Source organism: Caldicoprobacter algeriensis, from assembly GCF_023838525.1.
GTDB classification, from domain to species: domain Bacteria; phylum Bacillota; class Clostridia; order Caldicoprobacterales; family Caldicoprobacteraceae; genus Caldicoprobacter; species Caldicoprobacter algeriensis.
This window is the reverse complement of record NZ_JAHUQD010000001.1, coordinates 217,856-234,540: the sequence shown is the minus strand read 5'-3', so window position 1 is coordinate 234,540 and position 16,685 is coordinate 217,856. Positions and strand designations below refer to the sequence as shown.

The following is a 16,685-nucleotide window of genomic DNA, read 5'->3' as shown; positions in this document are numbered from 1 at the left end:
ATGTACAGGTTTAATTAAAACGGCGTTAGGAGGTAGTCTTATGGATGGCTGCATATTTTGTAAGATAGTGGACAAACAAATACCTTCCAGAATAGTTTATGAGGATGACAGCATACTGGCTTTTCATGACATCGACCCCAAGGCGCCCGTACACGTGCTGGTAATACCCAAACAGCACATCACTTCCATCAATGAGGTGACCCAAGAGAACAGCCAGGTAATTGCTCACATATTTGCTACCATGCCTAAAATTGCGCAGCAGCTGGGCATAAAGGACAGCGGGTACAGGGTGGTGGTAAACTGTGGCAAAGATGCGGGACAGGCGGTAAACCACCTGCATTATCATGTGCTGGGTGGCAGAAGCCTTACCTGGCCGCCGGGCTGATGCCTTCGATTTTTGTTTGTTGACACATGTGGGAAGCACGGGTTATAATAGTTACAACAGCGCCTCATTTCCCATTTATAATGGCTGATGTGGTCAAAGGATGAGGTTTTGGGGCGGCTGTTCAATCTCGATGTACATTATCCTTAATTGTCTTGGCGGAGGGAGGGAGAAGGCATGGCAGAAGTTGAAGTCAGAGTTGGAGAGAATGAATCATTTGAGAGCGCTTTGAGGCGTTTTAAGCGTCAGTGTGCTCGTGCAGGCGTTCTGGCTGAGCTGCGCAAGCGAGAGCACTACGAAAAGCCCAGCGTACGGCGCAAGAAGAAGTCTGAAGCAGCTCGCAGAAAGAAAAGATATCGTTAATCTGCTGAAGAAAATGTGAGGTTGTCCCTCCCTCGGTCGGCAGGAGAAAAGCTGTGAAAGTGCAAACTATGGAATGACAGCGATGAAAGTAGTAGGTCCTTTTGAAGGCAATTGCTTACAAAGGGGAGGAAATGATTCGCAAATGTCTGTAAACCTGGTGCACATGCACCAGGTTTTTTAGTATAAAGCATAATCCATTAATGACCATTTATGTAAACAATTAATTAGTATGTAATTGCGCTATAATGATGAAAACTGACGGAATATGTAGTATAATAAAATCAGGAGGATTAAGCTGTTTGGGCGAATAGTTTTGAGGGCAAAGCATACAATAAAGGGGGAAGGGGGTTGTGAAGCGAAAGGGCATACACAGCTGGATCTTTCTTCTGATCGCTGTATTTGAGGTATTCCAGCTTGTGGCTTTTTTGGGTTTCAGGGCGAAGGATATTATGATCCGGCAGGAGGACTTTGTGACAGTATATATGGAGCCACCCAATCCCACCGAGAGGGGTGGTGCGTTAAGGGGCAAAGCCGACGATAGGCTCATGGATGGTGACGTCATGCAAAGCGGAGATGAGAAGGAGATATTGCTTTTGAGTTTCAACATACGCCACGGAGTGGACCACAGGGGTAAGGAGAGTTTGAGGTCTATAATAGAAGAGATAAAGAGTTCCCAGGCACACATCATAGCACTTCAGGAAGTGGACTATTACATGCCCCGTTCAGGGTTTAAAAATCAGGCACGTGAGATTGCATCAGCTCTGGGATTTCATTATGTATACGGTGAAACCATAAATGTGCTGGGTATAAAATACGGCAACGCTATCATAAGCGTTTATCCCATTATAGAACATCAGAATATCAGATTGTATTCTACTGCACTGGAGAAGAGAGCTATTTTAAAGGCCAAAATCAGCATAGATGGCGATATCTATCATGTATTGAATACACATCTCGGGCTGAATAGAGAGGAGCGCCACAAGCAGATAGAGGAGATCAATGCGATACTGGAGGCTCTAGAAGGCAATGTCATCTTGATGGGAGATTTCAACGAACAGATGTATATCTCTGGTGGGCAATCGATCAGCGATAAGCTGGTGGATACCGCCATCATCAAGCAAAAGGAGCATTTGAACACTTATGCCTTTTACAGCGACCTTCCCAACACCCGTATCGATCGTATATACGTGAGCGGCAACATAGAAGTGATAGATCACTTCGTCGTGCCTTCCAAGACTTCGGACCATTCCATGGTTTTTGCATTGATTTTGCACAAAAAGAACAAAAAAGCAGGAATTATCTGATAATCATAGAATAAAGAATAATAACAGTAAAGGCATAAAAAGGTATAAAAACCGTCAAGTAGGTGTTTTTATTTTGGTGGCGGGGGTATTATTAATATAAAATGCAAGTAAAAATGCAGTATTTAGTAATGTAAAGGGGTTTTATCATGAACAGGTACCGAGTTGTTTTGATTTTTTTGGTTGTGGCTCTTTTGACGGCGTGTATGTCGGCCTTGGCCGATAGCGATAAAGTCTATGTGGTTCCCATAGAGGGTGAGATAACGCCTGCCATGGCCGCCTTTGTTGAGAAGCAAGTTGGGCTGGCCAATGCCGAGGGCGCTCAGGGCATACTGTTTGTGGTATCCACCTTGGGAGGAAGGGTGGACGCCGCTTTTGATATAAAGGAAGCCTTACTTGGCTCTAAAGTACCGACTGCTGTATATATCATCGACAGGGCTGAGTCTGCAGGAGCTCTGATATCCATAGCCGCCGATAACATAATAATGGCGCCGGGCAGCCATATGGGGTCGGCAGAGCCCATACCCTATACCGAAAAGAACGTGGCGGCAATAAGCGGTGAATTCAGGGGCACCGCCGAACTGAAAGGAAGGGACCCGCAGATCGCCGCCGCTATGGTGGACAGATCAATAGCCATACCCGGCATAAAGGAAAAGGGTTCTTTGCTGGACCTGACAGCCGAAGAAGCTAGAAGATATGGATACGCCGATGCCATTGCCGAAGATGTGGATGAAGCCCTTTCATACATGGGGTGGACAGATGTACAGGTATATAGAGTGAAGCCTGACTTGAAGGTCAAAGTGTCCCAGTTTTTGACGCGTACTGATGTGGCATCACTCCTGTTGCTGATAGGGATGGTGGCCATCATCGTCGAAATCTTCGTCCCGGGATTTGGATTGCCGAGTATCATCGGCATCATATGCTTGGGGTTGTACTTTGGCGGCAATTTTCTGGCGGGAAACACCGAATGGTGGGCCATAATGCTGTTTGTGATGGGGCTGGTTTTGCTAGCCATTGAGATAGCCGTTCCCGGGTTTGGCATATTTGGGATAACCGGAATTGTCGCCATTTTGGCAGGGCTGGTGTTTTCGGCTTCAGACCCTGTAAAGGGTATGATATCGGTAGGGATAGCTTTATTGGCTGCGCTTGTTGCCGTACCCATTCTGTATAAATTCTTTGGTGGGCCTCGGCTGCTGAGGAAGCTGGTTCTGACCGAGCAGGTAGTAGCGGGGGATAGCAATCGGCCCACACAGCAGCTGCAGAGTGTGCAGCTGGTTGGGAAGACTGGTACCGTGATAACGGCTTTAAGGCCGGCTGGCATTGCGGAGATCGACGGGGTCAAGTACGATGTGGTGTCGGATGGTGAATATATTTTGCCGGGAGAAAGGATAAAGGTTGTAGAGGCTGTGGGTTCAAAGATCGTCGTCACCAGGCTTTAAGGCGCTGTGTTGATCAGCCATAAGGCCTGAGAAAAATAAAAAAAAGGAGATGGTAATATGCCAGAGACGATTTTGTTTATAATGGGTCTGGTCATCGTAGCCATAGTGGTGCTGGCCATAATCCTGACTTTTGTACCGCTGGGATTGTGGATTTCAGCGCTGGCAGCCGGGGTCAAGATAGGGATATTCAACTTGATAGGTATGCGGCTGAGGAGGGTGATTCCATCCAGGATAATTAATCCTCTTATAAAGGCCACCAAGGCGGGACTGGATATCAGCGTTGACAAGCTTGAGGCCCATTATCTTGCAGGAGGTAATGTGGACAGGGTGGTAAACGCTCTGATTGCAGCTCAAAGGGCTAATATTCCCCTTGAGTTTGAAAGGGCAGCTGCTATAGACCTTGCGGGAAGGGATGTGCTGCAGGCTGTTCAGATGAGCGTAAATCCCAAGGTGATAGAGACGCCAAAGGTATCAGCTGTGGCAAAAGACGGCATTGAGGTGATGGTCAAGGCACGCGTTACCGTGAGAGCAAATATAGACAGGCTGGTTGGCGGTGCTGGAGAGGAGACCATACTGGCCAGAGTAGGCGAAGGCATTGTGACCACCGTCGGCTCGGCTGAAAGCCACAAGGAAGTGCTGGAGAACCCTGACCGCATTTCGCAGACGGTGCTCAACAAGAGCTTGCATGCCGGTACGGCATTTGAGATACTCTCAATCGATATAGCCGACGTGGATGTGGGAAGGAATATAGGCGCCCAGCTTCAAATTGACCAGGCAGAAGCCGATAAACGCATTGCACAGGCCAAGGCCGAGGAGAGGCGTGCCATGGCTGTGGCCAAGGAGCAGGAGATGCGCGCCGCTGTACAGGAAATGCGAGCCAAGGTGGTGGAAGCCGAAGCAGAAATTCCCAAGGCTATAGCCGCGGCCCTCAGGGAAGGGAAGCTGGGGGTTATGGATTATTACACTATGAAGAATATAATAGCCGATACGCAGATGAGGGATTCCATAGCCAGGATGGGAAGGGAAGATGCATCCGGCGAGGATAAGAAGTAGCGGCGGACGCTAGCCGGGAGATGATGACAAATGCTGGATATAATTATACTGTTTATAGTCATCAGCATGGTAGTAGCCAATATATTGAAGCATACGGGCAGCCCCGGGCAGTGGCCAAAGCCCGATGCTTCGGGGAGGCCCGTAATGCCCAGGGCACCTGATATGACAGGTCATACGGTGAATGAGCGAGACATCTACCGCCGACCCGGCAATCGGCAGGTGCAGATGTCAGGTATAGAGAGGGATGAAACGCTTTCAGCCAATCAAGGGCCTGTAGCGGGCGGCTATGCTGCCCAAGCCGAAGGTTTTTCCATTGAGAGCCCACATGATTCCTCTCTTGAGGGAATGGGACAGGAAAGCTTGAAGGATACGCCGCATGATGTTGGGGTTGGTGCTGTGAAGCTGGAAATTATACCGTCTGATTCAAAACGCCATGTGCTTTCGTTCAGCCGCCATGCCGTAATAAACGGCATTATAATGTCCGAATTGCTGCAGCCTCCCAAGGCTCTCAGAAGAAGGCCGATGTAATGAAATTCCGTCTGGGACTGACATCCATGTTTAAGCAGCACAACGTGCTGTTATAGCGTTTCATAAAAAAGATTGAACCGGGTGAAATAGTAAAATGGCCTCAAGGGCAAAAAAACTAGAATGTTCCATGCATTCTAGTTTTTCTTTTTTTTGCATATTATTTTGTATCAAGGGGGGATTAAGGTGCGAAGAAGAAAGCTGCAGGAAGTAAAAACTACCGTTTCTGAAATGTTCGAGCTTCCAAAGGACATAATGCTCAATCTGCCCAGGATCAGCATGATTGGCAACAATCAGATGCTGGTTGAGAACCATAGAGGGGTGATAGAATATACCCCTCAGAAAATACGCCTTAACTCAACAATTGGGGTGATCCGGGTTGAGGGACAGGATATGAACCTTAAAAACATTGCAGCTGATGATGTCATGATAACCGGCGTGATAAAGCTGGTGGAATTCTAATACGGTCCGGGGTGAAAGGTGTTGCTGATTTTAAGGCTGTGGAACTACATAGTTGGCTATCTGGTTATAAGGGTGGATGGCCTGTCTCTGGAAAAATTCATTAATTTGACGATAAGCAACGGGATCTTTCTGTGGGGGATAAAGCGTTCGGGCTATACCACCATGACCGCCTGCATAAGCATCAGCGGTTTTAGAAAGCTGAAAGGCATTGTGCGAAAGGTAAGGTGCAGGGTAAGGATAGTGGATAAAAGGGGATTGCCCTTTTTGCTGGTTCGACTTCGTCACAGAAAGATGCTGCTTGTGGGGTTGACGGCCTTTTTGATTATACTGTACGGCCTCTCTTCGTTTATCTGGACAGTAGATGTGGAGGGGAACGTCGAAGTGCCCGAGGATAAGCTGCTTAATGCTCTGGCCAAATACGGTATAAGGCCGGGAGCCTTCAAAAAAGGGCTGGACATATCTGCAATTGAAAACCGGTTGGTCATAGATATACCAGATATCTGGTGGGTTAGCATCCAACTTAAGGGTACCAGGGCTATAGTGAAGGTGGTGGAAGCGGCACAACCTCCCCCAATGGTAGATAAGGATACGCCGTGCAATATCGTGGCCAGCAAAGATGGGATTATCCATGAAATGGTGGTACTTGAAGGCCAACCCATGGTAAAAGAGGGCGATACGGTGAAGAAGGGGCAGCTTCTGGTAAGCGGCGTTGTTGAGGACCCCGAAACCCTGGCAACCCGTTTTGTGCACGCCATGGCCCAGGTTACCGCCCGTACGTGGTATGAAGGCCAGGCTGTCTGTTCCCTCGAGGAAGGCCTCACGCGGCGGACAGGCAGAAAGGTGGTTCACAAGTTCATTGACATGGGCCAGTGGGTGGTGGAATACCAAAAAAAGGAAATACCTTTCAAGCACTACGAGGTGGAGGAGAAGAAGGTGCCCTTTTTTGGAGAAGGGCGATTTTTTCCTGTTACCATGATAGTGAGAGAGTATTATGAAGTTGAAAAGCTGCCGGCCAATGCCACGCTGCAGGACCTGAAAGAAATTGCGCAAAAAAAGGCCATGGAGGATGTAAACAAAAAAATCCCATCTAACGCTAAAGTTGTTGACAAACAGGTGAAATACGATATGATAGAAGGTAAGGAAATAAAAGCTACGGTATACGTCGAGGTACTGGAAGATATAGCACAGGAACAAAAGATTACAGTTAAGTAGGGGGATTGTCTGATTGGAGAGCTTCAGAGTTGAAAAGACTATAGAAATTGATAGCATGGAAAAATTGCGTACACTTTTTGGCAACTTCGATGAAAATGTGGAGGTCATCGAGGAGGAAATAGGGGTAAGGATAGTGACCCGTGGGACAAATGTAGTTATAATGGGTAAACCGCAGCAGGTGGAGATGGCCTATGCGCTCATAACAAAGCTGCTTGATATAATAAGCAGAGGGGAGGTTATCGACAAGGCTCAGGTCAGGTATGCCATACAGCTGGTGGCCGAGGGCCGTGAGGACCTTATAGAGGATATAGCCTTCGATGTAATATGTTTGACTTACAAGGGTAAGCAGGTCCGCTGCAAGACGCTTGGCCAAAAGCGTTATGTTACGGCCATTGCCCAGAATGACATCGTCTTTGGAATAGGCCCTGCAGGAACGGGTAAAACCTACCTGGCCATGGCCATGGCTGTAACGGCTTACAAAAGCCGGGAGGTGGGGCGCATCATATTGACCCGCCCTGCGGTGGAAGCAGGAGAGAAGCTGGGCTTTTTGCCGGGGGACCTGCAAAACAAGGTGGATCCATACCTTAGGCCTTTGTACGATGCGCTGTATGACTTGATAGGGCTGGAAAACTATTTAAAGCTGGTCGAACGAGGGGTTATTGAAGTGGCTCCCCTTGCCTATATGAGGGGGCGCACTCTGGAAGATTCATTCATCATACTGGATGAGGCCCAGAATACCACCTCCGAACAGATGAAGATGTTTTTGACGAGAATAGGCATAGGGTCCAAGGCTGTAATTACCGGTGACATCACACAGATAGATCTGCCGCGGGGTAAAAAGTCAGGCCTTGTGGAGGCCATACAGGTATTGAAGGGCATAAAGGGGATAGAATTCGTGTTCTTGACGCAGCAGGACGTGGTGCGCCATGAGCTGGTGATGAAAATCGTTCAGGCCTATGAAAAGTTTTACTCAGGCAAAGGGGGAGCTGAACAGGAGGATATCCGTGAATTTAACAGTAACAGGTAAAAAGAGGGGGAATAGGGCTTACTTGTTTAGTATACAGCCTTTCAAGGGGGTTAATACAGAGCTGCTGTTGAAGGTTGTAATAGGGGTGCTGGCATATGTCAGCGTGTTTGCCATCATGCTGGCCGCTGTTTCGCCCAAAAGGTACGATTTGAAGGTGGGGGATATCGCCACCGAATCCATCCGTGCCCCTCGAGATGTGGAGAACAAGATTGCCACACAGCGAAGGATCGAGCAGGCCAAGCAGAGCGTGGCACCAATATATAGATTGAATCAAGATGTGAAGGTGGAGACTCTTGAAGAGGTCAACAGGATATTTGAAGAGATAAGGATAGTCCGGGGCCTTGCCAATCAAAGGCTTAAAGAGTGGAAAGAGAAGCAAGGGGCAGCTCTGCCACAACAGCAGCTACCGGGAGGAGAGGCTGCGCAGGAAGCCCAGGTACAGCAAGACAATGAGGCCAGTCAAAGTAAGGGAACCGGGCAGAAAGATATATATGATGCTGCAAAAGGGGAGACAGATTACCAGCAGGTATTTGACAGGCAGTTTTTGGAACAGCTCAAAGGGCGCATAAGCGTTGAATTATCAAACGATGAGCTGCTTGCCTGCATCACAGCAGATGAGGCCGAAATTTCTCAGCTTCAGGAACGTTTGATTGAGATATTGATCAACTTGCTGGACTTAAAGATAAAAGAGGATAATCTGCTGGAAGCCAAAAATACGCTGAGGAACGAAGTATTGACGCTGCCTATTTCTAGCGACCTGAGGCTTGTGGGTACTACTATTGGATTGACTCTCCTTAAGCCCAATATGGTATATGACCATGAGGCAACAGAAGCTGAGAGACAAAAGGCGGCGCAAAATGTTGAAAAGGTGATTTACAAAAAGGGGCAATACATCGTTCAAGATGGGCAGCCGGTCACCGAGGAGCAGATTGCTATGCTCAAAGAGCTGGGGCTCCTCAAGGATGAGCTGTTTGACGTGCCGCTCGTAGTGGGGCTGGGGCTGTTAATACTGGTACTGGAGATTGCCGGAATGCTGTACATCCATTACTTTGAAAAAGAGCTTGTCGATCAGCCCCATATGTTTATCCTGATCAGCCTGGTGGTCTGTCTGACACTGGGAGTAAGTTACGGGATGTCGGTTGTAAACCAGTATCTTATGCCTGTTGCCATGTCTGCGCTGCTGCTTACCGTACTGATAAAGCCCAGGATTGCCTTTTTTGTGAACGTTCTCCTGGCCGTATTGGTAGGTATAATGACTCGGGGGCAGTTGGGAGTGGTGGTTGCAGGGCTGCTGGGAGGAATGACGGGGATATTCATAGCTCATTGGTCCCAGCAGAGGAATGGTTTGTTTTTGGCAGGGCTGGGAGCCAGTGCCGCCAGCATGCTGAGCATATCTGGGTATGAGCTGATTGTATCGGGCAGTTGGTGGGCTGCTTTGCGTTCTTCCCTCTGGGGTGGTGGAAGCGGCGTGCTGGCTGCCGTCCTAGCGGTGGGGACGCTGCCCATTTGGGAAAACGTGTTTGGCATCATAACACCTATAAGGATGATAGAGCTTTCAAATCCCAACCACCCGTTGCTGAAGCGCCTACTGAGGGAAGCGCCTGGAACCTATCACCACAGCATAATAGTGGCCAATCTGGCAGAAAACGCAGCCCAAGCGGTGGGTGCAAATGGATTGCTGGTCAGGGTAGGCGCGTATTACCACGACGTAGGGAAGCTCAACAGACCCTATTATTTTAGAGAAAATCAGCTTACCTCCGAGAATCCACACGATAAATTAAATCCCACATTGAGCACCAACATTATCACATCGCATACCAAAGATGGAGTTAAGCTGGTCCAAAAGTACAGGATTCCAAAAGTGATTCAGGATTTTATACTGCAGCATCACGGCACCACGCCGGTAATATACTTTTATCACAAGGCAAAGAATAGTAGCAAAGATGTAAGGTTGGACGATTTTCGTTATACTGGGCCCAAGCCGCAAAGCCCTGAAACGGCCATAGTGATGCTGGCCGACACCGTTGAGGCGGCAGTACGTACCCTGCCCGATCCCACTCCAGGGAAGATAGAGGGCTTGATACGCAGGCTTATAAAAGAGAGGCTGGAGGATGGGCAGCTGGACGAGTGCCACTTGACGCTGAAGGACCTGGATTCCATCGCGATGGCATTTAAAGACGTGCTGTGCGGCATATTTCATGAACGCGTTGAGTACCCAGATGTAGACTTGAAAGAGGAGCGAGATGAAGACGATGATGGTGGACATTAACAACTCACAGGATAAAATAGAGGTAACGCCAGAAATTGAAAGGCTTATAGAGAACTGTGTATCCAAAACCTTGAAAATGGAAGGGGTAGATATCCCAGTTGAAGTGAGCGTGCTGTTGGTGGACGACCAGCAAATCCATCAGCTTAACAGGCAGTACAGGGGAGTGGATGCCCCTACCGACGTGCTGTCGTTTCCCATGCTGGAGTTCGAGGACGGCGGGCAAGGCAACAGGGATTTGCAGGCCGTGCTCAATGCAGTAGGGCATGATGGACAGGCTTTGGTACTGGGGGATATAGTGCTGTCAATGGAAAGGGCACAGCAGCAAGCCCATGAGTACGGTCACAGCTTTTTCAGAGAAGTGGGTTACCTGATAGTGCACGGCATGCTGCACCTCCTGGGATATGACCATGAGCAGGAGCAGCAGCGGCTTAAGATGCGCCAGAAGGAAGAAAAGGTCATGGAAATGCTGGGCCTTTCACGTGATACACAAGGCCCGGAAGTAAGACCTTAAGCTGGCACTTTTATTGGGATGTGGGGATAGAGCGGGGATGAAATCCAGAAATATAATCGACAGCTTCAACAATGCCATAAAAGGCCTTATACATGGATTTAAAACCGAACGAAACATAAAAATACATTTTATTATTGCGCTGCTGGTGCTTATTGCCGCGGTTCTGGCTGACCTCTCCAAGCTAGAGGTTATTTTGCTCTTTATTACTGTAGCCATGGTGATTGCGGCAGAGCTTTTCAACACGGCTATAGAGCGCATGATAGACATGGTACATCCCGACTATCACCCGTTAGCAGAAGCCGCCAAGAATATGGCGGCCGGCGCGGTGCTGGTGACTGCTGCGGGTGCCATGATGGTGGGCTATATCATATTTTACAACAGGATCAATTCGCTTTCATTGGCCTTTGTACGCAGGATTAGGAATGCCCCCATACACGTAACCGTCATCAGCCTCATAATAATAGTGCTTATCGTCATAATGCTGAAATCCTTCAATTTTAGAGGAAATTTTTTAAAGGGTGGCATGCCCAGCGGGCACAGCGCCCTGGCCTTTTCGCTGTTCACCTCCATAACCCTGCTGAGCAAAAGTGCCCTTATATCCACTCTTAGCATGTTGATGGCGCTGATGGTCATTCACAGCAGATATGAGGCCGGGATCCATACCCTGGCCGAAATAACAATAGGTGCTTTTTTGGGCATGCTGCTTACCATAATAGTTTTTGAGCTATTCCAAATTGTGGTCTGATGGGAGGAAGATGATGACGGATATCGACGTGCGAAGGCTGATAGAGGAAGCCTTGAGAGCGAAAGAGAGGGCATATGCACCCTATTCCAATTTCAGGGTGGGAGCTGCACTGCTGGCGCAGGATGGTTCGATTTATACCGGATGTAACGTGGAGAACGCGAGCTATGGCGCCACCTGCTGCGCCGAAAGGGTGGCCATATTTTCGGCCGTAGCTGACGGGAAGCGCAGCTTCAAAGCCATAGCAGTGGTGTCGGATTCATGTGGCTTTACTTTCCCGTGCGGAATATGCCGCCAGGTGATGCTGGAATTTGACATCCCCGTGGTAATTGTAGCCGATAGCGGCGGAACATACAAGGAGTACACTTTGGAGGACCTTTTACCCAACGGGTTCAAGGAATTCGGTGTGTAAGAAGGAGAGTGATTAGCTGTTGTCTCAAGGATTCCGTTCAGGGTTTGTCGCCATCGTGGGCAGGCCCAACGTGGGCAAGTCCACACTTATGAATAGCATGGTGGGCGAGAAGATTGCCATAATTTCGGATAAGCCTCAAACCACCCGCAATCGCATACAGTGCGTGCTCACCCGGTCCAACTATCAGATCATCTTCATCGATACTCCAGGGATTCACAAGCCTAAGAATAGGCTGGGAGAGTACATGGTGCAGGTAGCCAGGAGTGCGCTGGAGGAAGTGGATGTCGTGCTGTTTATAGTCGATATATGGGAGGGCATAGGCAGCGGCGACAAGTTTATAGCCGAGGAACTGAGAAAGGTTAAGACGCCCGTCATCCTGGTAGCCAACAAAGTGGACAGGGTTGAGTCGATTGAGGATGCGCGAAAGATGGCTGAAGACTTCTGCGAGTGGGGCGACTTCAACGAATTGGTATTGGTCTCAGCACTGGAGGGCACCAATCTGGGCAAGCTGGAGAGTACCATCGCGTCTTATCTGCCTGAGGGGCCCAAATATTACCCGGATGATATGATCACTGACCAGCCCGAGCGGTTTATAGTGGCAGAACTTATCCGGGAAAAAGCGCTTGAGCTGCTGGAGGAAGAGGTGCCCCACGGTATAGGGGTTGAGATTACTTCCTTCAAAGAGCGCGAGGATAAAAATATTATAGATATATACGCTACGATATACTGTGAGAAGAAGAGCCACAAGGGTATAATAATTGGCAAAGGCGGTTCCATGCTGCGGGAGATAGGCACGCGAGCCAGGCACGATATAGAACGCCTGCTGGGTACCCACGTGTACCTCGAGCTATGGGTCAAGGTAAGGGAGGACTGGAGAAACAATGTCGTTGATTTAAAAAATTTAGGTTATGATTGACGCATTCGGATGATTTTACATGGAATATGGGTCAAGTATGGCGGAAACCCTAATAAATGTAATAAATATATTTTACACAGACAGGGGGTTTATAGTTATGGTGGATTTATTATGGAGTCTGTTTGAAAAGACCGGCTCGGTTGGCAGTTATCTGCTTTATAAAGCTGTGCAGCGGGTTGAGGGGGAAAGCTATCTTGACCCATCGGTGAGCAGTTCAGGAGAGGAGAAAAAAGTCTATCAAGTTGGGAAGGAATAGGGAATCATGAATATTGTACGTACCGAAGGCGTGGTTTTGAGATATACAAATTTTAAAGAAGCCGATAGGATGCTTACAGTTTTTTCTCCAGATAGAGGTAAGATGCAGGTGTTGGCAAGGGGCTGCCGCAAGCCCAGCAGCCGGCTCCTGGCAGCCAGCCAGGTCTTCTGCTACGCTGATTACGTATTTATAAAGTCAAAGGAAATCTATATTGCTATCCAGGCCGAGGTAAAAAATTCCTTTTATAATATCCGCAACGATGTGGAAAGGCTTGCGTATGGCACATATATTCTGAACCTTACCGAAGAGGCGGTGAATTACGAGGAAGGCAATTTCCGCCTCTTTTATATGTTGTTGCACACCTTATCCCATCTGGCATATGGAGAAGTCAGCTCTGAGGATGTGACACATATATTCGAGCTTAAGCTGATTGATGTGCTTGGCTATCGCCCAGTGCTCGATAGATGCTTGATATGCGGGGAAAAGCCGGAAAGCAACCCTTTGTTTTTTAGCGCTTCTCAGGGTGGAATTATATGTTCCCAATGCAATAACGACATAAAAGATGGATACACTATCCATAGGAGCACCCTTCAAACCATGAGGTATATACTGGATGTGGACATAAGGCGCCTGGGGGGCTTAAAGTTTTCACAGTTTGTAAGGGACGAACTGGACAGCATTTTGTCGTATTATTTGAGCCATAGGCTGGAAAAGAGCATAAAGGTCAGGCAGTTTATAAACCAGCTAAAATACGGCGGATAAGCGTTTTTGCATGTTTTTGCGATATATTGCGGTAAAAAGCTAAAAAGGATATTGACTAAAATAGTAAATTTGGTATAAGATAGTGCAGGATAAGATGCAAATAGGTGTGTTAAATCCATAAATCAAATCAAGAGATGCATAAAAAGATCAAGGGCTTGTTCTAGCCTGAAGCTCAATGACAGGGTTGATAACAATAAATTTCATACATAGAACAGGAGGAAAACGGATGAAGAAATACGTGTATCTTTTCAACGAAGGCAATGCCAATATGAGGGATCTCTTGGGTGGTAAAGGTGCCAACCTTGCCGAAATGACAAACCTTGGTTTGCCTGTTCCACCCGGGTTTACTGTTACCACCGAAGCCTGTACCCGGTATTATCAGGACGGGCAGGTAATAGCTCCCGAAATCGAGGAACAGATATATGAGGCCATGGCAAAAGTGGAGAAAATAGTGGGCAAAAAGTTTGGCGACATAGACAACCCCTTCCTGGTTTCGGTTCGTTCAGGTGCACGAGTATCCATGCCTGGAATGATGGATACCATTTTGAACCTTGGGCTTAATGATGTGGCAGTAGAAGGATTGGCCAAGCAGACCAACAATGAGAGGTTTGCGTATGATAGCTATAGGCGATTCATTCAGATGTTTTCCGATGTGGTAATGGGCATAGACAAGAACAAGTTCGAAAAGATACTCGATGAAATGAAGGAGAAAAAAGGAGTCAAGCACGACGTTGACCTCACAGCCGAGGACCTCAAAGAGATCGTCAAGCGCTTCAAAGAGCTGTACAAGCAGGAGATGGGCTATGAGTTTCCGCAGGATCCCAAGGTTCAGCTTCTGGAGGCCGTGAAGGCGGTATTCCGTTCTTGGAACAACCCCAGGGCCATCGTTTACAGGCGCATGAATGATATACCCTCTGACTGGGGTACCGCTGTAAACGTGCAGGCAATGGTGTTCGGCAACATGGGCAACGACTCAGGAACGGGTGTTGCCTTTACCAGGAACCCGGCAACCGGTGAAAAGAAGATATACGGCGAGTTCTTGATGAACGCCCAGGGAGAAGACGTTGTAGCCGGTATCAGGACACCTGAGCCGCTTGATAAGCTGAGAGAGACCATGCCCGAGATATACAACCAATTCGTCGAAATCGCCGAAAAGCTGGAGAAACACTACAGAGACATGCAAGATATGGAGTTCACCATTGAGCGCGGCAAGCTGTACATGCTCCAGACGCGCAGCGGTAAGAGGACAGCTGCGGCTGCTCTGAAGATAGCGGTAGACATGGTGGCAGAAGGGCTCATCACCAAGGAAGAAGCTATATTGAGGATTGACCCCAAACAGCTGGACGCGCTGCTGCATCCCACATTTGACCCGGGGGCTCTAAAGAAAGCCAAACCGATTGCCAAAGGGCTTCCTGCTTCACCGGGTGCTGCTACGGGGCAGGTATACTTTACTGCTGAGGAGGCTGTAGAGGCAGCCAAACAGGGCAAGAAGGTCATACTTGTAAGGGCTGAAACCTCGCCTGAAGACATTGAGGGCATGTATGCCGCTCAGGGTATATTGACAGCACGCGGCGGAATGACTTCCCATGCAGCTGTAGTGGCTCGCGGAATTGGTACTTGCTGCGTAGCAGGGTGTGAACAGATCAGGATCAACGAAGAAGGCAAGTATTTCACCGTTGGCGACAGGGTGTTCAAAGAGGGTGATTACATCTCTTTGGATGGAAACACCGGTTACGTGTATGGGGAGGCACTGCCAACTCAAGAGCCTTCTCTGACGGGAGATTTCGCCACCCTTATGGAATGGGCTGATCAGGTAAGGACCCTTAAAGTAAGGGCCAATGCCGATACTCCTAGAGACGCTGCTCAGGCATTGAAGTTGGGAGCCGAAGGGATCGGGCTGTGCCGTACCGAGCACATGTTCTTCGACGAAGACAGGATTCCCGCTATGAGGGAGATGATCGTTGCTCGGACAGAGGAAGAGAGAAGAAAGGCTCTCGCAAAACTGCTGCCAATGCAGAAGGGCGATTTCAAAGCCCTGTACGAGATAATGGAGGGCAAGCCGGTAACCATCAGGTTACTGGATCCGCCACTGCATGAATTCCTGCCCCATGACGACGAAGATATCCGTAGCCTGGCAGAGCAGATGGGTATCACCTTCGAAGAGCTAAAGGCTACCGTGGCGAAGCTGCAAGAGTTCAACCCGATGCTGGGCCATCGTGGATGCCGTCTGGCCGTCACATATCCTGAAATAGCCGAGATGCAGACCAGGGCCATTATAGAGGCTGCCATCGAAGTCATGCAAGAGAAAGGCAATACCATACTGCCCGAGATCATGATACCTCTGGTAGGCGAGGCCAAGGAGTTCAAGTACGTAAAGGATGTAGTGGTCAGGACGGCTGAGCAGGTCATGAAGGAAAAAGGAGTAAAGATTGAGTATAAGGTCGGAACCATGATCGAGGTGCCCAGAGCAGCTTTAACTGCAGACGAGATTGCAAAAGAAGCCGAGTTCTTCTCCTTTGGTACCAACGACCTGACACAGATGACCTTTGGCTTCTCGAGAGACGATGCCGGTAAGTTCCTGGAAGAGTATTATAACAAGAACATCTTTGAGAGCGATCCGTTTGCCAAGCTGGACCAGGTGGGTGTGGGCAAGCTCATGAAGATGGCGGTTGAGTTGGGCAGAGCCGCAAGGCCGGATATAAAGATGGGTATATGCGGTGAGCATGGCGGAGACCCGAGCTCGGTTGAGTTCTGCCATCGCATAGGGTTAGATTATGTCTCATGCTCTCCCTACAGAGTGCCCATTGCTCGACTGGCCGCAGCACAGGCAAAACTGAAGGAGAAGAAGTAAAGGATGAAAAATTAAAGAGCAAAAAGCATGGGGATAAACCCCATGCTTTTTTGTTGAATTTTGGTGAAAAATGTACAAGGGAGCACTGTGTTCTAAAATAAAGTTTATTTTTAACTGATGCTGACTACCGTATAATTTCTGCTAATTTTTAATTTAAGGAGGATATCGGGTATAAATGTGGTATATATAATATAGGAGATAT

Annotated in this window: 17 protein-coding genes; all 17 read left to right on the top strand. The window is 48.4% G+C overall.

The window, feature by feature from the left end:
- The first annotated feature begins 40 nt into the window (after window positions 1–40).
- Entirely contained in the window at window positions 41–385 is a 345-nt protein-coding gene (locus KVG29_RS01215) for a histidine triad nucleotide-binding protein (protein ID WP_252225845.1), read from the top strand.
- 174 nt (window positions 386–559) lie between these two features.
- Window positions 560–745 (top strand): 30S ribosomal protein S21, encoded by a 186-nt coding sequence (gene rpsU / locus KVG29_RS01210; protein ID WP_252225843.1) that lies wholly within the window; start codon window positions 560–562, stop codon window positions 743–745.
- Window positions 746–1,095: 350 nt separating this feature from the next.
- The gene (locus tag KVG29_RS01205) at window positions 1,096–2,049 is read left to right on the top strand and encodes an endonuclease/exonuclease/phosphatase family protein (protein WP_252225842.1); all 954 of its coding nucleotides are present in this window, start codon (window positions 1,096–1,098) and stop codon (window positions 2,047–2,049) included.
- 146 nt (window positions 2,050–2,195) lie between these two features.
- A complete protein-coding gene (locus KVG29_RS01200) occupies window positions 2,196–3,485 on the top strand; it encodes an NfeD family protein (RefSeq protein ID WP_252225840.1) in 1,290 nt (429 codons plus the stop codon).
- Between the two features lie 57 nt (window positions 3,486–3,542).
- Window positions 3,543–4,538, top strand: coding sequence for a flotillin-like protein FloA (gene floA / locus KVG29_RS01195; protein WP_252225838.1), 996 nt, complete (start codon window positions 3,543–3,545; stop codon window positions 4,536–4,538).
- A 30-nt stretch (window positions 4,539–4,568) separates the two neighbouring features.
- Entirely contained in the window at window positions 4,569–5,066 is a 498-nt protein-coding gene (locus KVG29_RS01190; RefSeq protein ID WP_252225836.1) for a hypothetical protein, read from the top strand.
- Window positions 5,067–5,249: 183 nt separating this feature from the next.
- Window positions 5,250–5,525, top strand: coding sequence for a sporulation protein YqfC (gene yqfC, locus KVG29_RS01185; RefSeq protein WP_252225834.1), 276 nt, complete (start codon window positions 5,250–5,252; stop codon window positions 5,523–5,525).
- Window positions 5,526–5,543: 18 nt separating this feature from the next.
- Window positions 5,544–6,737 (top strand): sporulation protein YqfD, encoded by a 1,194-nt coding sequence (gene yqfD / locus KVG29_RS01180; protein WP_252225831.1) that lies wholly within the window; start codon window positions 5,544–5,546, stop codon window positions 6,735–6,737.
- A gap of 55 nt (window positions 6,738–6,792) precedes the next feature.
- Window positions 6,793–7,764 carry a PhoH family protein gene (locus KVG29_RS01175; protein ID WP_420840507.1) on the top strand — a complete coding sequence of 324 codons (972 nt, stop codon included), beginning with the start codon at window positions 6,793–6,795 and terminating at the stop codon, window positions 7,762–7,764.
- Complete coding sequence (locus tag KVG29_RS01170) at window positions 7,742–10,033, top strand: HD family phosphohydrolase (RefSeq protein WP_252225827.1); 2,292 nt, start codon at window positions 7,742–7,744, stop codon at window positions 10,031–10,033. The genes KVG29_RS01175 and KVG29_RS01170 overlap by 23 nt, the downstream gene beginning before the upstream one ends.
- Window positions 10,008–10,544, top strand: a complete 537-nt coding sequence (gene ybeY, locus KVG29_RS01165; protein ID WP_252225825.1) for an rRNA maturation RNase YbeY — start codon at window positions 10,008–10,010, stop codon at window positions 10,542–10,544. The genes KVG29_RS01170 and ybeY overlap by 26 nt, the downstream gene beginning before the upstream one ends.
- Before the next feature lie 37 nt (window positions 10,545–10,581).
- Window positions 10,582–11,289, top strand: a complete 708-nt coding sequence (locus KVG29_RS01160) for a diacylglycerol kinase (protein WP_252225824.1) — start codon at window positions 10,582–10,584, stop codon at window positions 11,287–11,289.
- A 13-nt stretch (window positions 11,290–11,302) separates the two neighbouring features.
- Window positions 11,303–11,698, top strand: coding sequence for a cytidine deaminase (locus KVG29_RS01155; protein WP_252225822.1), 396 nt, complete (start codon window positions 11,303–11,305; stop codon window positions 11,696–11,698).
- 16 nt (window positions 11,699–11,714) lie between these two features.
- Window positions 11,715–12,614 (top strand): GTPase Era, encoded by a 900-nt coding sequence (gene era, locus KVG29_RS01150; protein WP_420840506.1) that lies wholly within the window; start codon window positions 11,715–11,717, stop codon window positions 12,612–12,614.
- Window positions 12,615–12,711: 97 nt separating this feature from the next.
- Window positions 12,712–12,870, top strand: a complete 159-nt coding sequence (locus KVG29_RS01145) for a YqzL family protein (protein WP_252225821.1) — start codon at window positions 12,712–12,714, stop codon at window positions 12,868–12,870.
- 6 nt (window positions 12,871–12,876) lie between these two features.
- Entirely contained in the window at window positions 12,877–13,632 is a 756-nt protein-coding gene (gene recO, locus KVG29_RS01140) for a DNA repair protein RecO (RefSeq protein WP_252225819.1), read from the top strand.
- A 226-nt stretch (window positions 13,633–13,858) separates the two neighbouring features.
- A complete protein-coding gene (ppdK, locus tag KVG29_RS01135; RefSeq protein ID WP_252225817.1) occupies window positions 13,859–16,483 on the top strand; it encodes a pyruvate, phosphate dikinase in 2,625 nt (874 codons plus the stop codon).
- Window positions 16,484–16,685 lie beyond the last annotated feature (202 nt).